24 protein-coding genes are annotated in these 25,559 nt (G+C 70.9%); 13 read left to right on the top strand and 11 right to left on the bottom strand.

Annotated features, from left to right (window positions below):
* Window positions 1-16 precede the first annotated feature (16 nt).
* From gabT to ABH929_RS02360, 4 genes are read left to right on the top strand one after another with little or no spacing between them, the layout of a single operon-like run.
* Entirely contained in the window at window positions 17-1,378 is a 1,362-nt protein-coding gene (gene gabT, locus ABH929_RS02345) for a 4-aminobutyrate--2-oxoglutarate transaminase (RefSeq protein ID WP_263054934.1), read from the top strand.
* A complete protein-coding gene (locus ABH929_RS02350) occupies window positions 1,375-2,913 on the top strand; it encodes an NAD-dependent succinate-semialdehyde dehydrogenase (RefSeq protein ID WP_404559980.1) in 1,539 nt (512 codons plus the stop codon). The genes gabT and ABH929_RS02350 overlap by 4 nt, the downstream gene beginning before the upstream one ends.
* Entirely contained in the window at window positions 2,910-4,301 is a 1,392-nt protein-coding gene (locus ABH929_RS02355; RefSeq protein ID WP_404559981.1) for a flavin monoamine oxidase family protein, read from the top strand. The genes ABH929_RS02350 and ABH929_RS02355 overlap by 4 nt, the downstream gene beginning before the upstream one ends.
* 36 nt (window positions 4,302-4,337) lie before the next feature.
* Window positions 4,338-4,499 (top strand): hypothetical protein, encoded by a 162-nt coding sequence (locus ABH929_RS02360; protein WP_166673220.1) that lies wholly within the window; start codon window positions 4,338-4,340, stop codon window positions 4,497-4,499.
* Between the two features lie 84 nt (window positions 4,500-4,583).
* Here ABH929_RS02360 and ABH929_RS02365 read toward each other — a convergent pair whose 3' ends face one another.
* The 4 genes from ABH929_RS02365 to ABH929_RS02380 form a co-directional block, all read right to left on the bottom strand.
* Window positions 4,584-5,942 (bottom strand): NAD-dependent succinate-semialdehyde dehydrogenase, encoded by a 1,359-nt coding sequence (locus ABH929_RS02365; RefSeq protein WP_263054931.1) that lies wholly within the window; start codon window positions 5,940-5,942, stop codon window positions 4,584-4,586.
* Window positions 5,943-5,961: 19 nt separating this feature from the next.
* On the bottom strand, window positions 5,962-7,383 hold the full coding sequence (locus ABH929_RS02370) for an APC family permease (RefSeq protein WP_263054930.1): 1,422 nt from the start codon (window positions 7,381-7,383) through the stop codon (window positions 5,962-5,964).
* A 160-nt stretch (window positions 7,384-7,543) separates the two neighbouring features.
* Window positions 7,544-8,620, bottom strand: a complete 1,077-nt coding sequence (locus tag ABH929_RS02375; RefSeq protein WP_404559982.1) for an agmatine/peptidylarginine deiminase — start codon at window positions 8,618-8,620, stop codon at window positions 7,544-7,546.
* Window positions 8,617-9,687 carry a nitrilase-related carbon-nitrogen hydrolase gene (locus ABH929_RS02380; RefSeq protein ID WP_404559983.1) on the bottom strand — a complete coding sequence of 357 codons (1,071 nt, stop codon included), beginning with the start codon at window positions 9,685-9,687 and terminating at the stop codon, window positions 8,617-8,619. The genes ABH929_RS02375 and ABH929_RS02380 overlap by 4 nt, the downstream gene beginning before the upstream one ends.
* A gap of 60 nt (window positions 9,688-9,747) precedes the next feature.
* Between ABH929_RS02380 and ABH929_RS02385 the strand changes: the two genes are divergently transcribed.
* Window positions 9,748-10,188: a VOC family protein gene (locus ABH929_RS02385; protein WP_214546051.1), complete on the top strand. Its 441-nt coding sequence runs from the start codon at window positions 9,748-9,750 to the stop codon at window positions 10,186-10,188.
* 105 nt (window positions 10,189-10,293) lie between these two features.
* Window positions 10,294-11,112 (top strand): SDR family oxidoreductase, encoded by an 819-nt coding sequence (locus ABH929_RS02390; protein ID WP_404559984.1) that lies wholly within the window; start codon window positions 10,294-10,296, stop codon window positions 11,110-11,112.
* 12 nt (window positions 11,113-11,124) lie between these two features.
* On the opposite strand, the gene ABH929_RS02395 is transcribed toward ABH929_RS02390, so the two are convergent.
* Window positions 11,125-11,967 carry a helix-turn-helix transcriptional regulator gene (locus tag ABH929_RS02395; protein WP_404559985.1) on the bottom strand — a complete coding sequence of 281 codons (843 nt, stop codon included), beginning with the start codon at window positions 11,965-11,967 and terminating at the stop codon, window positions 11,125-11,127.
* Window positions 11,968-12,095: 128 nt separating this feature from the next.
* On the opposite strand from ABH929_RS02395, the gene ABH929_RS02400 reads away from it, so the two are divergent.
* Entirely contained in the window at window positions 12,096-13,028 is a 933-nt protein-coding gene (locus ABH929_RS02400; protein ID WP_404559986.1) for an SDR family oxidoreductase, read from the top strand.
* Here the strand turns inward: ABH929_RS02400 and ABH929_RS02405 are convergent.
* Both ABH929_RS02405 and ABH929_RS02410 read right to left on the bottom strand, forming a co-directional pair.
* Window positions 13,021-13,674 (bottom strand): DUF1345 domain-containing protein, encoded by a 654-nt coding sequence (locus ABH929_RS02405; protein WP_263054924.1) that lies wholly within the window; start codon window positions 13,672-13,674, stop codon window positions 13,021-13,023. The two genes, ABH929_RS02400 and ABH929_RS02405, sit on opposite strands and share 8 nt — an antisense overlap.
* A gap of 493 nt (window positions 13,675-14,167) precedes the next feature.
* On the bottom strand, window positions 14,168-14,479 hold the full coding sequence (locus tag ABH929_RS02410) for a hypothetical protein (protein ID WP_404559987.1): 312 nt from the start codon (window positions 14,477-14,479) through the stop codon (window positions 14,168-14,170).
* Window positions 14,480-14,534: 55 nt separating this feature from the next.
* Between ABH929_RS02410 and ABH929_RS02415 the strand changes: the two genes are divergently transcribed.
* On the top strand, window positions 14,535-14,978 hold the full coding sequence (locus ABH929_RS02415) for a hypothetical protein (protein ID WP_404559988.1): 444 nt from the start codon (window positions 14,535-14,537) through the stop codon (window positions 14,976-14,978).
* Window positions 14,979-14,983: 5 nt separating this feature from the next.
* On the opposite strand, the gene ABH929_RS02420 is transcribed toward ABH929_RS02415, so the two are convergent.
* The 4 genes from ABH929_RS02420 to ABH929_RS02435 all read right to left on the bottom strand — a co-directional run bounded on the left by ABH929_RS02420 (window position 14,984) and on the right by ABH929_RS02435 (window position 19,621).
* Window positions 14,984-16,321 carry a flavin monoamine oxidase family protein gene (locus ABH929_RS02420; protein ID WP_404559989.1) on the bottom strand — a complete coding sequence of 446 codons (1,338 nt, stop codon included), beginning with the start codon at window positions 16,319-16,321 and terminating at the stop codon, window positions 14,984-14,986.
* Complete coding sequence (locus ABH929_RS02425) at window positions 16,321-17,685, bottom strand: NAD(P)/FAD-dependent oxidoreductase (RefSeq protein ID WP_404559990.1); 1,365 nt, start codon at window positions 17,683-17,685, stop codon at window positions 16,321-16,323. Before ABH929_RS02425 ends, ABH929_RS02420 begins: the two co-directional genes overlap by 1 nt.
* A gap of 2 nt (window positions 17,686-17,687) precedes the next feature.
* Complete coding sequence (locus ABH929_RS02430; protein WP_240347678.1) at window positions 17,688-19,019, bottom strand: aspartate aminotransferase family protein; 1,332 nt, start codon at window positions 19,017-19,019, stop codon at window positions 17,688-17,690.
* Window positions 19,020-19,138: 119 nt separating this feature from the next.
* The gene (locus ABH929_RS02435; protein WP_035809531.1) at window positions 19,139-19,621 is read right to left on the bottom strand and encodes an Lrp/AsnC family transcriptional regulator; all 483 of its coding nucleotides are present in this window, start codon (window positions 19,619-19,621) and stop codon (window positions 19,139-19,141) included.
* Between the two features lie 133 nt (window positions 19,622-19,754).
* Here ABH929_RS02435 and ABH929_RS02440 point away from each other — a divergent pair, with 133 nt between their 5' ends.
* The 5 genes from ABH929_RS02440 to ABH929_RS02460 are packed head-to-tail and all read left to right on the top strand — an operon-like array spanning window position 19,755 to window position 25,434.
* On the top strand, window positions 19,755-21,209 hold the full coding sequence (locus ABH929_RS02440) for a gamma-aminobutyraldehyde dehydrogenase (protein WP_404559991.1): 1,455 nt from the start codon (window positions 19,755-19,757) through the stop codon (window positions 21,207-21,209).
* Between the two features lie 31 nt (window positions 21,210-21,240).
* The gene (locus ABH929_RS02445) at window positions 21,241-22,428 is read left to right on the top strand and encodes an ABC transporter ATP-binding protein (protein WP_404559992.1); all 1,188 of its coding nucleotides are present in this window, start codon (window positions 21,241-21,243) and stop codon (window positions 22,426-22,428) included.
* Complete coding sequence (locus ABH929_RS02450) at window positions 22,425-23,645, top strand: PotD/PotF family extracellular solute-binding protein (RefSeq protein WP_263054917.1); 1,221 nt, start codon at window positions 22,425-22,427, stop codon at window positions 23,643-23,645. Before ABH929_RS02445 ends, ABH929_RS02450 begins: the two co-directional genes overlap by 4 nt.
* Window positions 23,642-24,577, top strand: a complete 936-nt coding sequence (locus ABH929_RS02455) for an ABC transporter permease (RefSeq protein WP_123339295.1) — start codon at window positions 23,642-23,644, stop codon at window positions 24,575-24,577. Before ABH929_RS02450 ends, ABH929_RS02455 begins: the two co-directional genes overlap by 4 nt.
* Window positions 24,574-25,434, top strand: coding sequence for an ABC transporter permease (locus tag ABH929_RS02460; protein WP_123671284.1), 861 nt, complete (start codon window positions 24,574-24,576; stop codon window positions 25,432-25,434). Before ABH929_RS02455 ends, ABH929_RS02460 begins: the two co-directional genes overlap by 4 nt.
* Window positions 25,435-25,559 lie beyond the last annotated feature (125 nt).

The following is a 25,559-nucleotide window of genomic DNA, read 5'->3' on the forward strand; positions in this document are numbered from 1 at the left end:
CTCCTACCATCGCCGCATGTCCTCCACCGCAGCACCCTCGATCAGTGCGCCCACCGGCGGCCCCTCGCTGCCCCAAGAACGACGGCTCGTCACGGCCGTCCCCGGCCCGCGATCACGCGAGCTCATGGCGCGGAAGGCCGGAGCCGTCGCGGCCGGGGTCGGGGTCGCCGTGCCGATCGCCGTCGTCGCGGCCGGTGGCGGGGTCGTCGTGGACGCGGACGACAACTCGTTCGTCGACCTGGGGTCCGGGATCGCCGTGACCAGCGTCGGCAACGCGCACCCCGCCGTCGTCGCCGCGGTCACCGAGCAGGTCGCTGCCTTCACCCACACGTGCTTCACGATCGCCGCCTACGACGGGTACGTCGCGGTCGCCGAGGCGCTCAACCGGCTGACCCCCGGTGACCACGACAAGCGCACGGCACTGTTCAACTCCGGCGCAGAAGCCGTCGAGAACGCGGTGAAGATCGCGCGCAAGCACACCGGTCGGCAGGCCGTCGTGGTGTTCGACCACGCGTACCACGGCCGGACGAACCTCACGATGGCGCTCACCGCGAAGAACCAGCCGTACAAGGACGGCTTCGGCCCGTTCGCCCCCGAGGTCTACCGGGTGCCGATGTCCTACCCGTTCCACGACGGACTCTCCGGACCCGAGGCGGCGAAGCGCGCGATCAGCCAGATCGAGAAGCAGGTCGGCGCGGCGAACACCGCGGCGCTGCTCATCGAGCCGATCCAGGGGGAGGGCGGTTTCGTCGTGCCAGCGCCCGGGTTCCTCGCCGCGCTGTCCGAGTGGACCACGGCGAACGGCGTCGTGCTCATCGCCGACGAGGTCCAGACCGGCTTCGCGCGCACCGGGTCGATGTTCGCGAGCGAGCACGAGGGGATCGTGCCGGACGTCGTCACGACCGCGAAGGGCATGGCCGGCGGTCTGCCCCTCTCCGCCGTGACCGGTCGCGCCGAGATCATGGACTCCGCACACGTCGGCGGGCTCGGCGGCACCTACGGCGGCAACCCGATCGCCTGCGCCGCCGCCCTCGCCGCGATCGACGCGTTCGAGCACGACGGGCTGATCGACCGAGCCCGCGAGCTCGGGGACGTGCTGCTCGGACGACTCCGTGCCGCGCAGACGACCGACCCGCGGATCGGCGACGTCCGCGGACGCGGCGCGATGGTCGCGATGGAACTCGTGGACCCCGCGACCGGCGAACCGGACGCAGCACTGACCGGGAAGGTGGTGCGGTCCGCGTTCGAGCACGGCGTCATCGCGCTGACCGCCGGCACGTACGGCAACGTCGTCCGGTTCCTGCCCCCACTGTCGATCGACGACGCCCTGCTCCACGAGGGACTCGACGTCGTCCTGGAAGGACTCGCAACAGCATGACCACCGAGACCAACGCCACCACCACCGCCCCTGCGGCCGACCGCACCGACGCCGAACGCGAGCTGCTCGCCCGCGTCCCCACGGGCCTCCTGGTCGACGGTGCCTGGCAGCCGTCGGCCGACGGCCGTACCTTCGCCGTCGTCGACCCCGCCACCGGCGAGACGCTGCTCGACATCGCCGACGCAACCGCCGAGGACGGTGTCCGAGCCCTCGACGCCGCCGAAGCAGCGAAGACGGGCTGGGCGACCACGCCGCCGCGGCACCGCGCCGAGCTGCTCCGCCGCGCGTTCGACCTGCTGCAGGAACGACGCGAGGACTTCGCGCTGCTCATGACGCTCGAGATGGGCAAGCCGCTCGCCGAGGCCCGCGGCGAGGTCGCGTACGGCGGGGAGTTCCTGCGCTGGTTCTCGGAGGAAGCGGTCCGGATCGGCGGCTCGTACGGCACCAACCCGGAGGGCACCGGCCGTGCCACCGTCTCGCACAAGCCCGTCGGTCCCGCGTTCCTCATCACGCCGTGGAACTTCCCGCTGGCGATGGCGACCCGGAAGATCGCACCGGCGCTCGCCGCCGGGTGCACGGTCGTCGTGAAGCCGGCCGAACTGACGCCGCTCACGACCCTGCTGTTCGTCGACCTGCTGCGCGAGGTCGGACTGCCCGCCGGCGTGGTCAACGTGGTCCCGACCACGCGGGCCGCCGACGTCTCCGCGCCCGTGATCGCCGACCCCCGGCTCCGGAAGCTGTCCTTCACGGGCTCGACGCCGGTCGGACGCACGCTGCTCGCCCAGGCGGCGCAGAACGTGCTCCGGACGAGCATGGAGCTCGGCGGCAACGCCCCGTTCCTGGTGTTCGCCGACGCCGACCTCGACCTGGCCGTGGAGGGTGCGCTCGCCGCCAAGTTCCGCAACACCGGGCAGGCCTGCACCGCCGCGAACCGGTTCCTGGTGCACGAGGACATCGTCGACGAGTTCACGCGCCGGGTCACCGCACGCGTCGAGGCCATGCGGGTCGGACGCGGCACGGAGGACGACGTCGCCATCGGACCGCTCATCGACGACCGCGCCGTCGACAAGGCGCACCGCCTGGTCACCGACGCGCTCGACCGCGGGGCGACGCTCCGCACCGGCGGACACCCGGTCGACGGCCCCGGCACCTTCTACGCACCCACGGTCCTGACCGACGTGCAGCCCGGCAGCGACCTGCTCCGCGACGAGATCTTCGGACCCGTCCTGGCGATCCGGACGTTCCGGACCGAGGACGAGGCCGTGGCCGCCGCCAACGACACCGAGTACGGTCTGGTCGGCTACGCGTTCACCGAGGACCCGGCCCGCGGGCAGCGCCTGATGGAGCGGCTCGAGACCGGCATGCTCGGACTCAACACCGGGGTCGTCTCGAACGCGTCGGCCCCGTTCGGCGGGGTGAAGCAGTCCGGCCTCGGCCGCGAGGGCGGCGGCGAGGGCATCGCCGAGTACCTCGAGACCATGTACACGCTGACCCCGGACCCGTTCCGGAGCACCACCACCGAAGGAGCAGCATGATGATCGAGAGCGACGTCGTCGTCATCGGAGCCGGTGTCACCGGCCTGACCGCCGCGAACCGCCTGCGCGCCGCGGGACTGACCGTCACGGTGCTCGAGGCGCGCGACCGCGTGGGCGGCCGCACCTGGACGAACGACGTCGACGGGGTCACCCTCGAGATCGGTGGCCAGTGGGTCTCGCCCGACCAGACCGCACTGCTCGAGACCCTCGACGAACTCGGACTCGACACGTACGACCGGTACCGCGAGGGCTCCAGCGTCTACGTCGACGCCGAGGGCACCCGCACCGAGTACACCGGCGACATCTTCCCGCTGCCCGAGGCGACGGCGAACGAGATCGAGCGACTCGTGTCGGTCGTCGACGAGTACGTCGCGGCGGTCGATCCCGCCCGCCCCTGGGAGTCCCCGCACGCGGCGGCACTCGACGAGGTCTCCTTCCGCGCCTGGCTCCACACGCTGAGCGACGACCGCGTCGCCACCGACAACGTCGAACTGTTCATCGCCGGCGCCATGCTCACGAAGCCGGCACACGCGTTCTCGGCCCTGCAGGCCCTGCTGATGGCCGCCTCGGCGGGGAGCTTCACGAACCTGGTCGACGCCGACTTCATCCTGGACAAGCGCGTCGTCGGCGGGATGCAGCAGGTGTCGGAGCGGCTCGCCGAGCGCCTCGGTGACGCCGTGCACCTGAACGCGCCGGTGCGCACCCTGCGCTGGACCGACGACGGGGTCGTCGCGCTCGCCGACGGCGGCTACGAGGTGCACGCCCGGCAGGCGCTCGTCGCCGTGCCGCCGCCCCTGTACTCGCGGATCTCGTACGAACCCCCGCTGCCCCGTCGCCAGCACCAGCTGCACCAGCACCTGTCGATGGGCTTCGTCATCAAGGTGCACGCCGTCTACGACCGGCCGTTCTGGCGCGGTGCCGGGCTCTCCGGCACCGCGTTCAGCCCGTACGAGGTCGTGCACGAGGCGTACGACAACACCGAGCACGGATCGGAGCAGGGCACGTTGGTCGGGTTCGTCTCCGACCAGCACGCCGACGACCTGTTCGCGCTGTCGGCCGAGGAACGGAAGGCCCGCGTGCTCGCTTCGCTCGCCCACTACTACGGCGACGAGGCCCTGCGCCCGGTCGTGTACTACGAGAGCGACTGGGGCACCGAGGAGTGGACCCGCGGCGCCTACGCGGCGAGCTTCGACCTGGGCGGTCTCGTCCGGTACGGCGCCGACCAGCGCGCAGCCGTCGGTCCGATCCGGTTCGCGTCGAGCGACCTGGCCGGGCAGGGGTACCAGCACGTCGACGGTGCGGTGCGGATCGGGCGCGAGGTCGCCGACGAGATCCTGGCCGTGACCCCGGTTGCCGCCGGCTCCGGCGCTGCCGCCTCGTCCGTCTGAACGAGCGCAGCGCCGACCGCGCGTAGCATCCGGGCCATGAGCGACACGACGGCGAACGGATCCAGCGACCCCAGCGAGGCGGAAGCGCAGTACACCGAGGACCTGCCGGACGGGTCGCCCACGGGCGACGCGACGAAGGACCCCGCGCAGGACAGCGACACCGACTCCGGCGGCGAGCCCGCCGAGCCGCAGCAGTAGCGGCGACCGACGAGCAGACGGGAGGCGCGGTGCCAGCTGGCACCGCGCCTCCCGTCCGTCGTGGGGCCGGGTCCAGAGCGTCCGTCAGCCGATGCGGATCAGCTTCTCGTTGACGAACTCGTCGGCCCCCAGGGGGCCGAGCTCACGGCCGAAGCCGCTCGCCTTGACGCCACCGAACGGCAGTTCGGGGCTGTCCGCGCCGACGATGTTGACGTAGACCATGCCGGCCTCGAGCCGGTCCGCGACGCGGAGTGCCTGGTCGGCGTCGGTCGTGAACAGGTACGAGCCGAGGCCGTACGGGGTGTCGTTGGCGAGTGCGACGGCGGCGTCCTCGTCGGCGACCCGGTACACGGCGGCGACGGGGCCGAAGAACTCCTCGCGGTACGCGTCGTTGTCCGGCGTGACGTCGGTCAGGATCGTCGGCACGAAGGCGTTGCCCTGGCGGTCGCCGCCCGTGACGACGGTCGCACCCTGCGCGACGGCGGACGCGAGCTGCTCCTGCAGGCGGTCCGCGGCGGCCGGGGACGACAACGGGCCGAGCTCGGTGCCGGGCACGGACGGGTCGGTCGGCGACACCGCCGACATGGCCGTCGTGAACTTCGCCAGGAAGTCGTCGTACAGGTCGTCCACCACCAGGAAGCGCTTCGGGGCGTTGCAGACCTGCCCGTTCCCCTCGAGGCGAGTGGTGACGGCTGACTCGACGACGGAGTCGAGGTCGTCGGTGGACAGCACGATGAAGGGGTCCGAACCACCGAGCTCGAGCACGACCTTCGTGAGGTTCCGGCCCGCGATCTCGGCGACCGCGGCACCGGCGCGGGCCGACCCGGTCAGCGAGACGCCCTGCACGCGCGGGTCGGCGATGACGTCGGCGGCCTGGTCGTTCGTCGCGAAGACGTTCGTGTACGCGCCCTCGGGGAACCCGGCGTCGTGGAAGATCCGCTCGATCGCCAGGGCCGACTCGGGGCACTGCGGTGCGTGCTTGAGCAGGACCGTGTTGCCGATGAGCAGGTTCGGACCGGCGAACCGGGCGATCTGGTAGGCGGGGAAGTTCCACGGCATGATGCCGAGCAGCACGCCGATCGACGACTTCCGGATGAAGGCGCTGCCCTCGGAGCCGTCGGCCAGGGTGATCGGCTGGTCGGCGAGGAACTCCTCGGCGTGATCCGCGTAGTAGTCGTAGATGTCGGCGCAGAAGTCCACCTCGCCCTCGGCCTGGTCGATCGGCTTCGCCATCTCGCGCACGATCGTGGCGGCGAGGTCGGCGTGACGCTCCCGGTACAGGTCCGCGACGCGGTGGAGCAGGGCCGCGCGGTCGGCGACGGAGCTGGTGCGCTCGCGGTGGGCGCGGTCCGCGGCAGCGATCGTCGCCCGGAGCTCGTCGTCGGTGATGGTCGGGAACGTCTCGAGGGTCGTGCCCGTGGTGGGGTCGGTGACGGCGTACATGGCGTCCTCTCTCGGTGGGTCAGGCCTGGTCGGTCAGCTGCTTGTTCACGCCGGTGACCGGCTGGTTCTCGTCGAAGCTCTTCGGCAGCACCCGGAAGCCCTTCGTGATGACGAGCAGGTAGGCGAAGCCGATCGCAGCCCACACTCCTCCTGCGATCAGTGCGTCGGCGTGGAGCTGCGACCAGAGCACCCCTGTCAGGACCATCGCGAGGCCGGGCAGGACGATGTACCTCCACCGGTCAGCCGCGGTGTGGCGGCGGCCCTGCCGGACGGCGAAGTGCACGATGACGCTCGCGTTGACGAAGGTGAAGGCGACGAGGGCGCCGAAGTTGATGTACGACGAGATGGTGTCGAGCGAGAAGCTCATCGCGAGCAGCGTGACCGCGCCGACGAACACGACGTTGAAGACCGGGGTGTGCGTGCGCGGGTTGACGTACCCGAACACCCGCTTCGGCAGGACGTTGTTCCGGCCCATCACCATGAGCATGCGGGCGACGCTCGCGTGCGATGCGAGCCCCGACGCCAGCGCTGCGACGAACCCGGCCGACACCAGGACCGCCTGGAACACCGGGCCACCGACGAGCAGGCCGATCTGGGGCAGCGGGTCGTCGGTGAACTCGCCGAACGGGGTGTTCGTCGGGAACCGCAGCTGCGCGAAGTAGGCGGACACCAGGAAGATCGCGCCGCCGAGCAGCACCGTCAGCATGATCGCCTTCGGCATGATCCGGATCGACTTCGCCTCTTCGGTGTACATCGTCACGGCGTCGAAGCCGATGAACGAGAAGCAGACCACCGTCGCGCCGGTGAGCAGGGCGGACATCGTCACACCGTCGTGCACGAACGGCTCGGTGCTCGCGATCGTGCCCGCTCCGGCACCGTGGACGAGTTCGATGACGGTGAAGACCACGAACGCGATCATCGCCAGGATCGCGCCGATGAGCAGCACCATGTTGAGGTTCGACGTGCCGCGCATCGACAGGCAGATCACCGTCGTCACGAACACCGTGTAGACGACGACCGTCACCCACGACGGCAACGCCGGGAACACCTGCTCCAGGTAGAGCCGGATGATCAGGGCGTTCACCATCGGCAGGAGCAGGTAGTCGAGCAGGGACGCCCAGCCGACCATGAACCCGAGGTTCGGGTGCATCGACTCCCGCACGTACGTGTACGCGGAGCCGGCCGCCGGGTAGACCCGGACCATCTTCCCGTAGCTGATCGCCGTCAGGGCCATGATGACCAGCGCGATCAGGTACGCGCTCGGCACGGCGCCGTCGGTCTGCCCGGAGACGATGCCGAAGGTGTCGAACACCACCGTCGGGGTCATGTAGCCGAGGCCCAGGCCGACGATCGCCCAGAGTCCGAGGCTCCGCTTCAGGGAACCGCCGCGCGCAGGTGCTGCTGAGGCTGTCGGTGCGGGGACCGCGGTCGGTGATGCCATGTGCGTTGACTTCCCTGCTGGGTCGGGGGCGGGCAGCGCCGGAGCTCGGCTGGGCAGCGTCGCCCGGGCTGGTTCGGAGCACCATACCGACGCTCTGGCGCCGTGCGGACCGGCCGCGGTGTACAGGCGTCGGGCAGCCGCTGTACACCGCGGCGATGGCTCAGACCGCTGGCTGCTGCTGCGTGATGCAGTGCAGCCCGCCGCCGCGCGCGAAGACCTGACGAGCGTCGATCGAGCGCACCTGACGACCCGGGTACACGTCGGCGAGGATGCCGCGGGCGCGATCGTCGGCAACGGCGTCACCGAACGCGCAGGCGATCACAGCGTCGTTCACCACCACGTGGTTGACGTAGTTCCAGTCGACCGGGCCGTCGTCGTCGGTCAGGGTCGACGGGGCCGGCAGTTCGACGATGGTGGCGTCAGTGGCCTGCTCGAGCGCCCGACGGATCTGCGGCATCACCAGGTGGTCCGGGTGGCCGGCGTCGGGCTGCGCGTGCAGCAGGATCGTGCGGGACGTCGTGGTGGCGCTGGTGGCGCTGGTGTCGCTGATGGCGCTGATGTCGCTGGTGTCACTCGACGCGCCCGCGAACGTCGCGACCATGTCGACGTGGCCCCGGGTGCCGAACCCGTCGTAGTCACGGGTCAGGCCGCGGGGCAGCCAGACCACGTCCGTCGCGCCGATCGTCCGGGCCAGCTCGAGTTCGACGCGCTCGCGGTCGGCGTACGGGTTCCGTCGCGGATCGAGCTGCACGGTCTCCGTCACCAGGACCGTTCCCGTGCCGTCGACGTGGATCGCTCCGCCCTCGTTCACGAGCAGCGAGGGGATCCGATGCGCACCGGCGGCGGCCGCCGCCATGGTGGCGACCTCGGCGTCGCGGGTCCACGTCGACCAGGAGTTCGCGCCCCAGCCGTTGAAGACCCAGTCCACGGCGCCGAGCTCACCGGTCACGTCGTCGACGACGAACGTCGGCCCGATGTCGCGCATCCAGAAGTCGTCGAGGGGCGCTTCGAGCACCTCGACCGCGGTCGACAGCAGGCGACGCGCGTCGGCTCGCGCGACCGGGTCCACGACGATCGTGACGGGCTGGTGCTCGCTGATCGTGTTGGCCGTGGCCGCCCACGTCCGTCGCGCCGCCTCGGCGCTCGCCGCGTCGTCGCCGAGCGTCAGGCCGGGGCGTGGGAACGCCATCCAGGTGCGTTCCTGCGGAGCCGTCTCGGGAGGCATCACCCACGTCATGCGCGCGCCTCCGGTCCGGCGTCGGTCGCCGCCACGGCCTCGGCCGCGTCGATCTCGTCGGTCGCCGCCACCCCGATGGCCGCGTCGATCGCGTCTCGTGCGCCGTACGCGTGGCGGTCCTCGTCGACCGGGGCGACGAGCCTCGCGTAGAGGTCCGGTCGACGGGTCACGTAGAAGGGGAACAGTCGGAGCCACTCCGTCCGGGCGTCGAGGTCGAGGTCCGCCACGAGCACGGCGTCGGCGTCACGCGGCGCCTCGGCGAGCACGCGGCCGAACGGGTCCGAGATGAACGACGACCCGTAGAAGGTGATGTCGCCCTCGTCACCCCACCGGTTCGGCACGACCATGAACTGGCCGGCGGTGATGCCGTTCGCGACGATGACCTGCCGCCAGATCGGCGCGGTGTCGAAGTCCGGGAACGTCGGCTCGGAGCCGATCGCCGTCGGGTACACCAGGACCTCGGACCCGGCGAGGCCGTAGGACCGGGCGACCTCGGGGAACCACTCGTCCCAGCAGGTCGGCAGCCCGAGGCGCGCGCCGAGTCCCGCCGGCTCGTACACCGGGAAGGCGTCGTCGTCCGTACCCGGGCGGAAGTAGGTGTCCTCGTAGTAGCCGGCGCTGATCGGGATGTGGGTCTTGCGGGTCCGGCCGACCAGGGTGCCGTCAGGGGCGACGAGGACGGCGGTGTTGTAGCCGCGGGGGTCGTCGGGCTCGTCGTCGTCGGCGGGCCGCTCGTACAGCGATGCGTGCACGAAGACCCCGTGCTCGATCGCCTGTGCCCGGGCGAAGGCCACCGTCGGGCCGCCCTCGAGCGACTCGGCGAGGTCCTTCGGGACACCACTGGCAGGGGTGTCGCCGGGGTAGCGGCGCAGGGTGAGCTCGGGGAGGAACACGGCCGTGGCGCCGTTGGCCGTGGCGGTGGCGATGCCGTCGGCGAGCTGTGCGCGGTGGGCAGCGGGGTCCTCGAGCCAACGCATCTGCACGAGGGCGACGCGGGTCGTGCGGCGGGGGGTGCCGGTGTCCTGGTGCAGCGGAGACGGATGCGGGGGAGCGATGACGACGTCCATCCCGCCATTGTTGATCGCCTGGTCAACGAGCGCAAGGCCCAGGGGGAGTTGGGTGGGGTGATGAGCGAACCCATCGTCACGCCGCTCGGCTTCTCGCACGTGCGCCTCACGGTCACCGACATCCGCCGCAGCAAGGCCTTCTACGAGCAGCTGTTCGGCATGCCACCCGGCAGTGACTTCAGCGACCAGATCGACGACCCGACGATCCACGACGACCCGTGGCGGACCTACGGCGGCTGTTCGTTCACGTTCGGCGGGCAGACGCTCGGCCTGCGACCGGTCGCCCCCGCCGAGGACCGGTTCGATCCCGACCGAGTCGGCCTCGACCACGTGTCGTTCCGCGTCGGGTCCGTCGACGACCTGCACGCCGCCGTCGAGCGACTGGACGCCGCCGGCATCGAACACGGCGACGTCACCGACCTGCCGCCGTTCGGCCTGGTGATCCTGTCCGTGCAGGACCCCGACGACGTCAACCTGGAGTTCGCGGCACCGCGGCCCTGAGCACGGTGCGCCGGTGTCCGCTTGCCGCGTCCGTCACCCGGACCTCCAGGTGCCACGGAAGCGGGGAGCGTTGCCTGATCGCGTCAGATCTCAGGAGGAGACAGCATGAGCAAGACCTGGTTCATCACCGGAGCGTCGAAGGGCTTCGGCCGCGAGTGGGCGGAAGCCGCCCTCGAACGTGGAGACTCCGTCGCCGGTACGGCCCGCAACACCGACGACGTGCAGGCACTCGTCGACCAGTACCCGGACACGTTCCTCGGACTGCAGCTCGACGTGACCGACCGTGCCGCGGACTTCGCGGCCGTGCAGCGTGCGGCGGAGCACTTCGGCTCGCTCGACGTCGTCGTGAACAACGCCGGCTACGGCCACTTCGGCATGGTCGAGGAACTCACCGAGGACGAGGTCCGCGCCCAGCTCGAGACGAACCTGTTCGGGGCGCTCTGGGTCACCCAAGCCGCGCTGCCGATCATGCGCGAGCAGGGTTCCGGGCACGTCATCCAGGTGTCGAGCATCGGCGGGATCAGCGCGTTCCCGACGGTCGGCGCCTACCACGCGTCCAAGTGGGCGCTCGAGGGGCTGTCGCAGTCCCTGTCGCAGGAGGTCGCCGGCTTCGGCATCCACGTGACGCTCATCGAGCCGGGCGGCTTCTCGACTGACTGGTCCGGGCCGTCGTCGAAGAAGAGCGACCAGATCGCCGCGTACGCAGACGTCCGCGAAGCCGCGTCGAAGCGCCCGTCGGCCGCCGACCCCGGCAAGCCCGAAGCGACCCGCTCGGCGATCCTGAAGGTCGTCGACGCCGAGCAGCCGCCCCTGCGCGTCTTCTTCGGCAAGGCGCCGCTCGGCATCGCGGAGCGGGACTACGAGTCCCGCCTGGCGACCTGGCGCGAGTGGCAGCCGGTGTCGGAGGAGGCACACGGCGCCTGACGAGCTCCGAGGTCAGGCGCGACCGACCGCCGAGCCGACCACGGCGAGCAGCCGGAGCCGCTCCGCGCTCTCGCTGCCGGGCTCCGCGGTGTGGACCAGCAGCGTCTGGGAACTCTCGGGGTCGTTCAGCACCTGACACTGCAGCGTGAGCAGGCCGACCTCCGGGTGGCGGTACCGCTTCACGTCACGGGGTCGCACGCCGACCTCGTGACGTGCCCAGACGTCGCGGAACTCCGCACTCGTCCCGAGCAGGTGGTCGGCCAGGCGCGCTGCTCGGGAACCGGGGCCTCGGCGTGCGAGGACGCCCCGGAGCCCCGAGGCGTACATCCGCGACAGGAACGCATGGTCCTCGACCGGGTGCACGTCGCGGGACCCCGGGTCGGCGAACCATCGGTGGCCGATGCTCCGGTCGTCGCCTCGTCGGCCGCGGGCGTCACCGGTCAGCTCGACGGCGAGCGGCGTCTGTTGCAGTGTCTCGCCCAGCTCGGTGACGATCTCGGCAGGGCTGTCGGCCAGCCGGTCGAAGATGCGCATCATCCCCGGGCTGACGTGGTCCCCGCCGGAGGCGGCCGCCGGTGGCTCGTGTCCGGCGAGGCGGAAGAGGTGGTCGCGCTCGGCGATCGTGAGCCGCAGTCCCTGCGCGATGGACGCGAGCATCTGGTCGGACGGCTGCGGGCCGCGCTCCCGCTCCAACCGCGCGTAGTAGTCGACGGACATGTTGCTCAGCAGCGCCGCCTCCTCGCGCCGCAGCCCGCTCGTGCGACGGCGCTGGCCCCGGGGCAGCCCGACGTCCTCCGGCTGCAGGGCCGTCCGACGGCTGCGGAGGAAGTCCGCCAGGGACGCTCGGTCGATCATGCGCCCCATCCTCTCCCGGGGCGTCGACCGCAGCCACGGATCGTCAGGCCGTGGTTCCGTGTGCACGGCACCGCAACGATCGTCTCGGGTGCCGGATCGGGTGCTCACCACGACGGAAGAGGCCGACCATGGCACGGAACGAACCACTCACCCTCCCGGACCTCAGCGGACGCCGGGTCCTGGTGACCGGGGCGAGCGACGGCATCGGACTGGAGATCGCCGCGCGCTTCGCCGGCGCCGGGGCCGAGGTGGTCGTACCGGTGCGCAACCGCGACAAGGGAGCGGCGGCCGTCGCCCGGATCACCGCGCAGCACCCGGATGCCTCCGTGCTGCTCGAGGACCTGGACCTCTCCTCGTTGGAGTCCGTGTCGACGCTCGGGGAGCGGTTGCGGTCCGGGGGCACGCCGATCGACGTATTCGTGGGGAACGCCGGCGTGATGAACCCGCCGGAGCGGCAGACGACCCAGGACGGCTTCGAGCTGCAGTTCGGCACGAACCACCTCGGGCACGTCGCACCCGTCGGCGCCCTGCTCCCCCTGCTCCGTGCCGCCGACGGTCGGGTCGTGATGCAGTCGAGCGTGGCGGCGCAGCGGGCCTCGATCCGGTGGGACGACCTGCAGTCCGAGCGGGACTACGACGTCGCGCGGGCGTACGGGCAGTCGAAGCTCGCGTGCGCGCTCTTCGCCCTCGAGCTCGGTCGGAGGAGCCGGGCCGGTGGGTGGGGGATCACGAGTGCGGTCAGCCACCCGGGTGTCGCTCCGACGAGCCTGCTCGCCGCACGCCCGGAGATCGGACGCTCGGGCGACACCGTGGCCGTCCGGCTGATCCGCTGGCTGTCGGCGCGCCGGCTCCTCGTCGGGACGCCCGCCTCGGCGGCGGAGCCGGCCCTGCTCGCGGCGACCGACACGGACCTCGACGGGTGCTTCGTCGGTCCGACCGGACCCGGTCAGCTCGGCGGACCGGCCGGCCGTCGGAAGCCGTGGGCGCCGTTGCTCCGCGGTGACGACGCCGCTCGCCTCTGGGACGTGTCGGAATCACTCGTCGGGAGTGCGGTCAGCTGATGATGTTCACCGCGCGAGAGATCACGAGCGCCAGCAGGATGAACCCGCCGAGTGCCTGGTAGGCCATGATCATCTTCGCGCGCACGGTCATCGGCATCGTGTCCGTCGGGCTGAACGCGACCATGTTCGTCATCGCGACGTAGAGGTAGTCGAGGTAGACCGGTCGCCACGCAGCGGTCTTCGGGTCCGTCTCCTGCGGGAACTGGAAGTCGGCCTCGTCGCTCGTCCACAGCTCCGGCCGGCGACGAGCCACCGGTCCGCCCCGGTCGAGCTCCCAGTACACGAGCCCGAACGCGATGATCGTGCTCACCCACACCTGCAGGGCGGTGAGCAGGACGGCACCGCCGTCGGCGTGGCCACCGAGGAGCACCTCGATCGTCCGGACCACGGTCAGCTGGTTCGCGACGGTGATCAGGATCGCCAACGAGAAGGACACCCACCGCGACCAGGTCGTCTCGCGGGTCAGGCGTCGCGGGTTGAAGACGACGAGCGGGATCAGCAGCAGGACGCCGAGCACCGGGACCACCCACGACGGGAAGAACAGCACCTCGCTCGGCAGGAACAGGCTGAGCCCGAGGTTCACCAGGACGGCGATCGCCACCGGCGCGCGGTGCTCGTGCCGGGGTGCGGTCCGCGTCGTCGTCACGGCTCCGAGTGTGGCACTCGAACGTCGTTCCGGGCCCGTACGATCCGTGAGTGTCCGGTCAGTAGGACACCCGTGACGCTCTCACCGGCACCTGGAACATCAGTAGGCTGGTGGTGGGCCGCGTCACCGCCGGAGCGTGGCCCGAGTAAGGATGAAGCCCACCGCTGGGACAACAGCGATGGGCTTCGATTTGCTCTCCGAGTGGAGAACGAGGGACAGAACGCGTCCCGAGCTTGAACTCGGAACCAGTGTAACTCGATCACCGTCGGGTCGCACGTCCCTCGGCCCCTGCTCTTCGTGTCCGCCGGCGCTGACACGGAAGGTGGTTCGGATGTCCTCCGACGACGAACCGCGTCGACGCCGTCAGGTGCCGTGGTTGGGGATCGCGACGTTGCTCGTGACCCTGGCCCGGTTCCTGCACGACGTGTGGCGCAAGGGTTGAGCCCAGGGTGTCCCGCGCTCTTGCCGGCGCGGGGCACCCGTCGGGAGCCGCTCAGTCGACGCGCGCCGGCACCCGGTCGTCCTCGACGTCCGCCCGGATCACCGCGAGCGCGAACCCGCGCCGGCCGCGGGTCGCCCACACCGCGGTGGCCGGGCGCGGGGCGTCCGCGTCGGTGGCCCGCCCGACCCGGCGAGCAGTCCCACGAGCGGAGCGAGGCGCGCGCCGGGCGAGAGCACCGAGGGGCACGAAGAGCAGCACGTTGAACAGGACCTGCGCGGACGCCGGGTCGACGGTACTGACCGCCAGGGCGGACGGAGCCGATGTCAACCGCTCGGAGGACCCGGGATCGATCCGTCGTCGCACGGGGTCGCGTCGCCCGGGGGACGATCCGCGGGCCCTTCGTGCGCAGGCTGGTGGCATGTCCGAACGCAACCGTCCCACCGTCCGTCTCCTCGCCGCCGTTGTGGTCGCCGGTTCCGTCGCGGTGCTCGCGACCGGGTGCAGCTTCGTCCAGCAGCAGACGGGCGATGCCTGGTCCGTGACCTACGAGGTCAGCGTCGACCAGCCGAGCGGGGCCGCGCTCACCGACGTGCGCGTCGAGGGTGCCGAGAAGCGCGGCGACGCCCCGGAGGTGCACCGGCTCGGTGCGCAGAAGACGAGTACCGCGACGACGAGCGGCTCGGCATGGGAGCACGAGTCGATCGTCCTCGCCGAGCAACGCGCCTCGGTCCGGGCGACCCCGGCGCGGGGTGCGACGGCGACCTGCCGGATCCTGCTCGACGGCAAGCGCGAGATCGCCACGGAGACAGCTGCCGCGGGCGAGCCCGTGACGTGCTCGGTCGACACCCCGGCGTTCGACTGAGCCGATCAGCCCCTGACGGGCGTCGCGAGCACGAGCGGGTCGACCTCGGAGCCGAGCAACCGCCCGGCCACCCGCAGGCCGGACAGCAGCGCGCCGTGCACGGTCGCCGGGTCGTCGCCCCACGTGGCCTCGCCGGCGAGCTGCACCCGGCCGGACACCGTGCCGAGCAGGTCGTGGTCGTCCGGTGACGCCCCGACGTGCAGGTACGAGTAGGAGCCGCGTGCGAACGGGTCGTCGGCCCACCGGGTGATCCGGAACGCCTCGGGCTCGGGGACCGAGGGGCCGAACATCCGCCGCAGGCCGCCGATGCCCTCTTCCACGATCATGGCGTCCGGCAGGGTCTCGATTCGTCGGGCCCCGGTCCCACCGACCAGTGCGGCCAGTACGGGCGCTCCGGTCACGCGGGACATGTCGTACCAGGAGTGCCAGTCGACACCGGCCGACCCCTGCTGGCGGACCACCCACGACTCGCCCCAGAACCGCTCCGGGAACCGCAGGAACACCTTGTCGTAGACGCCCATCCCGAGCCGGCGCATCGCACCGGTGACCGTCTCGGCGAGCGGTGGGTCGAACGTCACGTCACCGGCCTGCAGCACCCCGAGTGGGACGGTCACGACGACGTCGTCCGCCGTGACCGACGAACCGTCCGCGAGTCCGACCACGACACCCGTCGCGGACTGCGTCACCGACCGCACGACCGCGGACAGTCGGACGTCCAGCCCCTCGGCCAGGGCGGCGGCGTACTGGGCGTAGCCGCCGGGGAACACCACCTCGTCGCCGGGGACGTGTTCCTCTTCGAGGCCGCGGGCGTCGAGGACGGTCACGGGTGCGCCGCAGAGGTCCTCGGAGCGGTGCGCCGTGTACTCGCGGACCCGCGCGGCCCGGTCGCCCTGCCACTGCAGGGACCGCAGCACGGTGTCGACGGCGGCCGCGTACGTCGAGGGCGGTGGAGCGTGTGCGACGACGGTGTCCAGGGCGACGTCGACGGTGTGCAGGTCCGCGACGAACGCCGAGGCCGACGCCTCGGACAGCGGCGCGCCGGAGGGCCCGTGCCACGCGATCGGCCGGCCGTCGAACTGGAAGCTCCCGACGGTGAACTCGACGGTCTCGATGCCGAACCGGGGAGCCAGGGCCCAGAGCGGGTTGCCGTCGACGCCGTGGATCCACGAGGCGCCGAGGTCCACGGGCACGCCGAGCTCGGTGTCGGTCCAGGTGCGGCCGCCGATCCGGTCGCGGGCCTCGAGCACGACCACCCGCTGGCCGTCGAGTGCGAGCGCCCGGGCAGCGGCGAGCCCGGCGACCCCGGCCCCGACGACGACGACGTCGGCATCGAGCGCAGCCATCAGTGGCCTCCGGTCAGGGGTGCCATCAGCCTCGCCGCCAGGCTCGGCCGTCCGGTCAGGGCTTCTTCGCGGTCGGCCAGGTCGGTCGCCACGAGCCCGGCGTTCGCCCCGAGGAACCGGAGCGGCTCGGGCTCCCAGTCGGGCGATCGGTGGTTCACCCACGGCAGCGCGGTGAGCGGCGACGCGACTCCGCGCACGAGGTCGGCGAGCGTCCGCCCGGCGAGGTTCGTCGTGGAGAGTCCGTCGCCGACGTAGCCGCCGGCGGTGCCGACGTGCCCGTCCCAGGTGACCGACGCGCACCAGTCGCGCGGCACCCCGAGCGGGCCGCCCCACGTGTGGGTGACCGGGGCGTCGGCGACGGCGGGGAACAACTCCACCAGGGACCGCCGCAGGTGCTCGAACACACGTGGGACCCGGTCGTAGCCGGGGGTGATCGCGGACCCCCAGTGGTAGCGGGCCCCGCGTCCACCGAACGCCAGTCGGTCGTCCGCCGTGCGCTGGCCGTACACGAGCAGGTGCCGGTAGTCGGAGAACGTCTGCCCGTGCTCCAGGCCGATGCGGTCCCACACCGCCGCGGGCAGCGGAGCCGTGGCGATCATGAGGGAGTAGAGCGGCAGGATCCGCCGCTTCGTCTGTTCGAGCTGTGCGCCGTACCCCTCGACCGCGATGACGACCGCGCCGGCCGTGACGGTCCCACGCGACGTGACCACACGCCCGTGGTCCCACGACGAGGCGGGCGTGTGCTCCGCGATCCGGACGCCCCGGGCCTCCAGGGCGGCCGCCAGGCCACGCACCAGTGCTGCGGGCTGCACCCGCGCGCAGTCCGGGGTCCACGCGACCCCCGCGGATCCGGCGGCGTCGCCGGGCCGGGCCGCGCGCCAGGTCATGGCGTCGCCCCACTCGGCCGACGAGGCGACCTCGTCGTGGGCCGCGCGTTCCTGCACGGCCGAGCGCGCGTAGAGGACGGTACCGCCCTTCACGTAGTCGCAGTCGACCCCGGCCTCGGCCGCTGCGCGGCCGACCTCGTCGACGGTGTCGCGCATCGCTCGGCGCAGCGCGAGTGCGGCGTCGCGGCCGTGCTCGCGCGCGACGGACTCCGCTGAGCGCGGGAACAGCGCCGAGCACCAGCCCCCGTTGCGACCGGAGGCGCCGAACCCGGCGATCTCGCGTTCCAGGACGACGATCTGGAGGCCCGGGTCGGCCTGGTGCAGGTACCAGGCGGTCCAGAGACCCGTCAGTCCACCGCCGACGATCGCGACGTCCGCGGTCGTGTCGCCGTCGAGCGGCGGCCGGGGCGCCAGGTCGTCGCGTCCGGTGGACGCGAGCTGGTCGAGCCAGAACGAGACGCCCCGGTAGCCGCTCACGATCAGATCTTCGACGAGGCCTCGGACAGGACGCTCCGCAGGATCGAGGTGATCTCGCGGAACTCCGGCTGCCCGATGGTCAGCGGCGGAGCGAGCTGCACGACCGGGTCGCCACGGTCGTCGGCCCGGCAGTACAGCCCGGCGTCGAACAGTGCCTTCGACAGGAACCCGCGCAGCAGCCGCTCGGACTCGTCGTCGTCGAAGGTCGTCTTGGTGGCCTTGTCCTTGACGAGCTCGATGCCGTAGAAGTAGCCGTCACCGCGGACGTCACCGACGATCGGCAGGTCCTTCAGGGTGTCGAGCTCGGCCTTGAACAGCGGCGCGTTCTGTCGCACGTTCGCGAGCAGGCCCTCTTCCTCGAAGATGTCGAGGTTCTCCATCGCGACGGCGGCCGACACCGGGTGCCCGCCGAACGTGTACCCGTGGTAGAAGGTCGTGTCGCCCTTGGCGAACGGCTCGAAGAGCTTGTCGCTGATGATGGTCGCGCCGATGGGGGAGTAGCCCGAGGTCATCGCCTTCGCGCACGTGATCATGTCCGGCACGAAGTCGTAGGTGTCGCAGGCGAACATGGTGCCGATCCGTCCGAAGGCGCAGATCACCTCGTCCGAGACGAGCAGGACGTCGTACTCGTCACAGATCTCGCGCACCCGCTGGAAGTACCCGGGCGGCGGGGTGAAGCAGCCGCCGGAGTTCTGCACCGGCTCGAGGAACACCGCCGCGACGGTGTCGGGGCCCTCGAACTCGATCATCTCGCGGATGCGCTCGGCCGCCCAGAAGCCGAACTGCTCCTCGGTACCGCCCGGGAAGCCCATCTCCTCGGCGCGGTAGTAGTTCGTGTTCGGCACCCGGAAGCCGCCGGGCGTCAGGGGCTCGAACATCTGCTTCATCGCCGGGATGCCGGTGATCGCCAGGGCACCCTGCGGAGTGCCGTGGTAGGCGACCGCGCGCGAGATGACCTTGTGCTTCATGGGCTTGCCCTGGAGCTTCCAGTAGTACTTCGCGAGCTTGAAGGCGGTCTCCACCGCTTCGCCGCCGCCCGTCGAGTAGAAGACCTTGTTGAGGTCGCCGGGGGCGTGCTCGGCCAGACGGTCGGCGAGCTCGATGGCCGCCGGGTGCGCGTAGGACCAGATCGGGAAGAAGCTCAGCGTCTCCGCCTGCTTCGCCGCCATCTCGGCCAGGCGCTTCCGACCGTGGCCGGCGGCGACGACGAACAGGCCGGAGAGCCCGTCGATGTAGCCCTTGCCGTGGCTGTCGTAGACGTGGTGGCCCTCGCCGCGCACCATGATCGGCACGTCGGCACCGGCCTGGTTCGCACCGTGTCGGGCGAAGTGCATCCACAGGTGGTCCCGGGACTTCCGCTGCAGGTCGGCGTCGTCGACCGGGGCGAACGGGTCGTAGGACCCGAGGCGGGTGGACTGGCCGGTGGCCTGGCCGCTGGTCGTTTCGGAGATGGTCATCGCGTTCCCCAGTCGTAGAGCTGTTTGCGGAGTTGCAGGTAGACGAAGGTCTCGGTGCCGGCGACGCCCGGGATGGCCCGGATCGTGCCGTTGAGCAGTTCGATCAGGTCGTCGTCGTCCTCGCAGACGACCTCGACCATCAGGTCGAAGCTGCCGGCGGTCATGACGAGGTAGTCGACCGCCGGCAGCTGTTCGAGGGCATCGGCGACGGTTCGGGTGTCGCCGCTGACCCGGATGCCGATCATCGCCTGCCGGTGGAAGCCGAGCTGCATCGGGTCGGTGACCGCGACGATCTGCATGACGCCGGTCTCGGTGAGCTTCTGGACGCGCTGCCGGACCGCCGCCTCGCTGAGACCGACGGCCTTGCCGATCTCGCCGTACGGACGGCGGCCGTCCGCCTGGAGTTGTTCGATGATCCGCTTCGAGGTGTCGTCGATCGGTCCCGGACGTCGTGGTGCTGCCGCCATGCCGGACAGCATGGCAGCGAGGTCCGGACCGCGCAAGGGATTCCGTTGTGAACACCGTGTTTCGCGACGATTTCCGTTGTTACGGTTCTCCACAACCTCCGGATCCTTCTTCCGAACCGCCGGAATCCGTGTCAGGATCACCGCCATGCTGGACACGACGGAAACGGTGACCACGACGCACGAGGTGCGCAACTTCGTCGGTGGGTCCTTCGTCGAGTCGGGCGCGGACACCCGGTTCGACCTGATCGACCCCACCACCGAGCAGGTCTACGGCACGTCCCCCGTGTCCACGGCTGCCGACGTCGACGCCGCGTTCACGAGCGCGAGCACCGCCTTCGCGACCTGGCGCCGCACGACCCCCGGCGAACGACAGCTCGCGCTGTTCCGGATCGCGGACGCCATGGAAGAGCGGGCATCGGAGTTCGCCGACCTCGAGTCCCTCGACACCGGCAAGCCCCGAGCCACCCTGGTCGAGGACGAGATCCTGCTCTCCGTCGACCAGATCCGCTTCTTCGCCGGCGCCGCCCGCGACCTCGAGGGCCGCAGCGCCGGCGAGTACATGGCCGACCACACCTCGTTCGTCCGGCGCGAGCCCATCGGCGTCGTCGCCCAGGTCACCCCGTGGAACTACCCGCTCAACATGGCGGTGTGGAAGTTCGCCCCGGCGCTCGCCGCGGGGAACACCACCGTGCTCAAGCCGAGCGACACCACCCCGCTGTCCACCCTGCTGCTCGCCGAGGTCGCCGCCGAGTTCCTGCCGCCCGGCGTGCTCAACGTCGTGGTCGGGGACCGCACCACCGGCGCCGCGATGATCGACCACCCGACCCCGCAGCTCGTGTCCATCACCGGGTCCGTCCGCGCCGGCACGGAGGTCGCCCGCGCCGCCGCCGGCGACCTGAAGCGCACCCACCTCGAGCTCGGCGGCAAGGCCCCGGTGATCGTGTTCGACGACGCCGACATCCCGTCCGCCGTCGCCGGCATCGTCGCCGCGGGGTTCTTCAACGCCGGGCAGGACTGCACCGCGGCCACCCGGGTGCTCGTGCAGGACGGCATCCACGACGAGTTCGTGGCGGCGCTCGCCGCCTCGGCACGTGCGACCGCGACCACCGGCGCCGACGCGGCCACCCCGTACTTCGGCCCGGTGAACAACGCGAACCAGCTCGCCCAGGTCCGGTCCTTCGTCGACACCCTGCCCGACCACGCCACGATCGAGCTCGGCGGCGGGCGGCAGGGCGACGTCGGCTACTTCCACCAGGCCACGATCGTGTCCGGCCTGCGCCAGGACGACCGCATCGTGCAGCAGGAGGTGTTCGGCCCGGTGCAGACCGTGCAGCGCTTCACGACCGAGGACGAAGCGCTGCGCGCCGCGAACGACGTCGAGTACGGGCTCGCGAGCTCGGTGTGGACGACCGACCACTCGCGGGCGATGCGCTTCGCCCGTGACCTGGACTTCGGGTGCGTGTGGATCAACACCCACATCCCGATCGTCGCCGAGATGCCGCACGGCGGCTTCAAGCACTCCGGCTACGGCAAGGACCTGTCCCAGTACGGGTTCGACGACTACACCCGCATCAAGCACGTCATGTCCTACATCGGCTGACCCCGATCCTTCCGAAGCAGCAGGAGGCACCATGGCAATGACCGGCACGTTCGCCGAATCCGGAGCCGATCTCCGGCTCGAGCAGATCACCAAGTCGTTCCCCGGGCACACCGCGGTCGACGCGCTCGACCTGACGGTGCCGGCCGGCTCGTTCTTCGCCCTGCTCGGCCCCTCGGGCTGCGGCAAGACCACGACCCTGCGACTGGTCGCCGGGCTCGAGGAGCCCACGAGCGGCACCATCACGATCGGCGGCGAGGACGTCACCGACACGAAGCCGTACCAGCGGCCCGTCAACACGGTGTTCCAGAACTACGCGCTGTTCCCGCACATGAGCGTGCTCGACAACGTCGCGTTCGGCCTGAAGCGGCGACGGATCCCGGACCCGATGACGAAGGCGCGCGAGGCCCTGCACCTGGTCGAGCTCGATGCCTCGGCCGACAAACGCCCTGCTTCCCTGTCCGGCGGCATGCAGCAGCGCGTCGCCCTGGCCCGCGCGATCGTGAACCGGCCGGCACTCCTGCTGCTCGACGAGCCGCTCGGTGCGCTGGACCTGAAGCTCCGGCACCAGATGCAGCTCGAACTCAAGACGATCCAGGCCGAGGTCGGGCTCACGTTCCTGCACGTCACGCACGACCAGGAAGAAGCGATGACGATGGCCGACACGGTCGCCGTCATGAACGGTGGTCGGATCGAGCAGATGGGCAGCCCCCAGGACCTGTACGAACTGCCCCGCACCGCGTTCGTCGCGAACTTCCTCGGCCAGTCGAACCTGCTCGAGGGCGAGGTCCGCGGCACCGACGGCCCGCTGCTCGTGGTCGCGACCCCGGCGGGCACCATCGCCGTCCCGGCCGACCGCGCCGTCCGGACCACGGGCAGCGTCGTCGTCGGCGTCCGTCCGGAGAAGCTCAAGATCCGCACCTCGGAGCCGGCTCCGGAGGCCGGCCGCAACATCCTCGGCCCCGGCCGCGTGGTCGACGTCTCGTTCTCCGGCGTCAGCACGCAGTACCTGGCGGACGTCCCCGGCGCCGGCCGCGTCTCGGTGTTCGCGCAGAACTCGAAGGGCGGGCCGCGGATCGCGACCGGCACCGAGGTCTGGCTCACGTGGGGCGTCGACCACGGTTTCGGCCTGGAGGCGCACCCCGCGTCGGACCGGACCGTCACCACCCACGCCGCCACGGGCCTCCAGTCCGCACCCGCCACGGCAGGATCGCTCGCGTGACCGGCGGGGGACCCGGCCCGGACCTGCTGCGCGGACTGACGTCCGCGCGCGTCAGCCGACGCGGCCTGCTGGCCGGCGGTGGGGCCGCCGCGCTCGCCGCGCTGCTCACGGGGTGCAGCATCAAGGGCTCAGCCGCCTCCGGCGCCGAGAACGCCGTCGACTGGACCGCGTTCTGGAAGGACGCCAAGGCGACGAAGCAGCTGAACTTCGCGAACTGGCCGCTCTACATCGACTCCGACCACGGCAAGTCCGAGTCCCTGGCGCTGTTCCAGAAGGCCACCGGCATCAGTGTCGACTACCAGGCGGTGATCCAGGACAACGCGACGTTCTACGCGACCGTCTCGCCGATCCTGCGGGCGCAGGGCGCCACCGGCTACGACCTGGTCGTGATGACCAACGGGTTCGAACTGACGCAGATGATCAAGAACGGCTTCGTGTGCGAGCTCGACCACTCGCGGCTGCCGAACTTCGCGGCGAACGCGGGTGACTCGGTGAAGGACCCGACCTACGACCCCGGCAACAAGCACTCCGTCGTCTGGCAGACCGGGTTCACCGGGATCGCCTACAACCCGAAGTACATCGACCGCGAGATCACGTCGTTCCAGGACCTGCTCGACCCGGCGTTCGCGGGCCGCGTCGGGTTGATGAGCGACAACACCGAGCTCGGTTCCCTCGGACTGCTCGCGAACGGCATCGCCCCGGAGACGTCGACCCCGGCGGACTGGCGGAGAGCGCAGGCCTGGTTGCGGAAACTGCGCCCCAGCGTGACCGGCTTCTACGACCAGAGCTACATCAACAAGCTCGAGAACGGCGACACCTGGATCACCCAGGCCTGGTCCGGCGACGTCTTCCAGGCGCAGCAGTCCGGGTTCGAGGACCTGCAGTTCGTCACGCCGGAGGAGGGCCAGATGATGTGGCACGACAACCTCATGATCCCCCGGCAGGCAGCGAACCCGGTGGCCGCCCTCGAGTGGATGGACTTCTACTACACGCCGAAGATCGCCGGCATCGTCGAGGACTGGGTCAACTACGTCTGCCCGGTCCCCGGCGCCGAGGCCTACGTCCGCGACGAGCTCGACGACGCGACGGTGGCGGACAGTCCGCTGGTGTTCCCGGACTCCGACGTGCTGGACCGGTCGCACGAGTTCCGGGTGTTCGAGAACTACGACGAGTACTCAGAGTGGAACGGCATCTTCAACGCGGTGGTGCAGTCGTGACGGCCGTCGGGGTCGCCGGCCCGGGCGCCGCACCGACACCGGGTGCCGGTCCGGCTCCGGTCCGTCGGGGACGCCGTCGCAGTACGCCCTTCCTGCTCGCGCTGGTCGGGACCGCGTACCTCTGCGTGTTCTTCGTCATCCCGCTCGTGTCCGGGCTCATCGTCTCGCTCATGTCGGGCAACCCGGACGACGGGTACACCTTCACGTGGAACTGGGGGATCTACGGCTCCCTGTTCATCGACCCGCAGGTGCCCTACCTGACGTTCCTGCTCCGGTCGCTCTGGTACGGCGCCGCTGCCACCGTCGTGACCATCATCGTGGGGTACCCGGTGGCGTACTTCATCGCGTTCCGGGTGTCGCCGCGGTGGAAGAACCCGCTGCTCATGCTCGTGTTCGTGAGCTTCCTGGTGTCGTTCATCATCCGAACCGACATGTGGGCGTTCGTGCTCGCGTCGCAGGGGCCGGTCGTCACGTTCCTGCAGGCGATCGGCCTGGCCGGCAAGGACTTCCACATCCTCGGCACCGGCGGCGCGGTGATCTTCGGTGACGCCTACAACGACCTGGCGTTCATGGTCCTGCCGATCTACGCCGCACTCGAACGCATCGACCCGCGACTCGGCGAAGCCGCCAACGACCTGTACGCCGGCAAGTTCCGGGCGTTCTGGCACACCACGCTGCCGCTGTCCCGCTCGGGCATCTTCGCCGGCGTCCTGCTCGTGTTCATCGACAGCGTCGGCGACCCGGTGAACTCGGCGCTGCTCGGCGGCACGAACACGTACACGATCGGCCAGGCGATCCAGGACGCCTACTCCGGCAACCAGCAGTACAACGTCGCCGCGGCACTGTCGACCGTGCTCATGGTCGTGCTCGGCATCATCCTGTTCATCTACGCCCGCGTCTCCGGCACCGACGACCTCGAGGACCTCGTATGACCGCCGTCGCACCGTCTCGTCCGTCCACCGTGACCACCTCGTCGCCCGTCGTCCACCGCCACGGCGTGAACCGCCGCGGGCCCTGGCTCGCGATCGTCTACTGGGTCACCATCGCGATCACGCTCGTGCCGATCGTCTACATGATCGTGTACTCGTTCAACGACGCCCCGACGAACCGGCTGTCGTTCGCGTGGAACGGCTTCACGACGTACTGGTACGCGAACCTGGTCAACGTGTCCGGGCTCGGCGCCGCGTTCGTCACCTCGGTCGTCGTCGCGTTCCTGGCCGCGATCATCTCGGTCGCGATCGGCCTGCCGCTGGCCCTGGCGCTCGAGCGGTACCGGTTCCCCGGTCGCGGTGCCGTGAACGCCGTGGTGTTCGCGGACATCGCGGCGCCGTCCATCGTGGTCGGGTCGGCGTCGCTGTCGTTCTTCCTGTCGGTGGGGCTCGGCACCGGGTTCCTGACCGTGCTCATCACCCACGTGGCGTTCGACGTCGCGTACGTCGTGGTGGTGCTCCGCGCCCGGATCTCCGGCACGTCGCGGGTGCTCGAAGAGGCCGCGAGCGACCTCGGCGCGACGCCGTTCCAGGCCTTCCGGCTCGTGACGCTGCCGTTGCTCGCGCCGGGCATGCTCGCGGCCGGGCTGCTGGCGCTCGCGATGTCGATCGACGACTACGTCATCACCTCGTTCGTCGCCGGGCCCGCGGTCACGTTCCCCCTGTTCGTCTACGGCGCCGCGAAGGCCGGGATGCCGCCGCAGGTGCTGTGCTTCGGCACCCTGGTGTTCGCGGTCGGGTTGCTCGTGGCGCTGCTGAACGGTGCGCTCAACCGGCGGTTGGCCCGGACACGGGGCTGACGGTTCGCGGCTGGTGCGAGGTTGGCCACTCGGTGCGCGCTCGTAACCAGGCACGGAGTGTGCAACCTCGCACGGGGTGACGTCGTGCTCCACCAGTGCTCGTGACGCTCGATTGACGGGCGTGT

The sequence above is a fragment of the Curtobacterium sp. AB7 genome (assembly GCF_044909335.1).
Lineage (GTDB): Bacteria > Actinomycetota > Actinomycetes > Actinomycetales > Microbacteriaceae > Curtobacterium.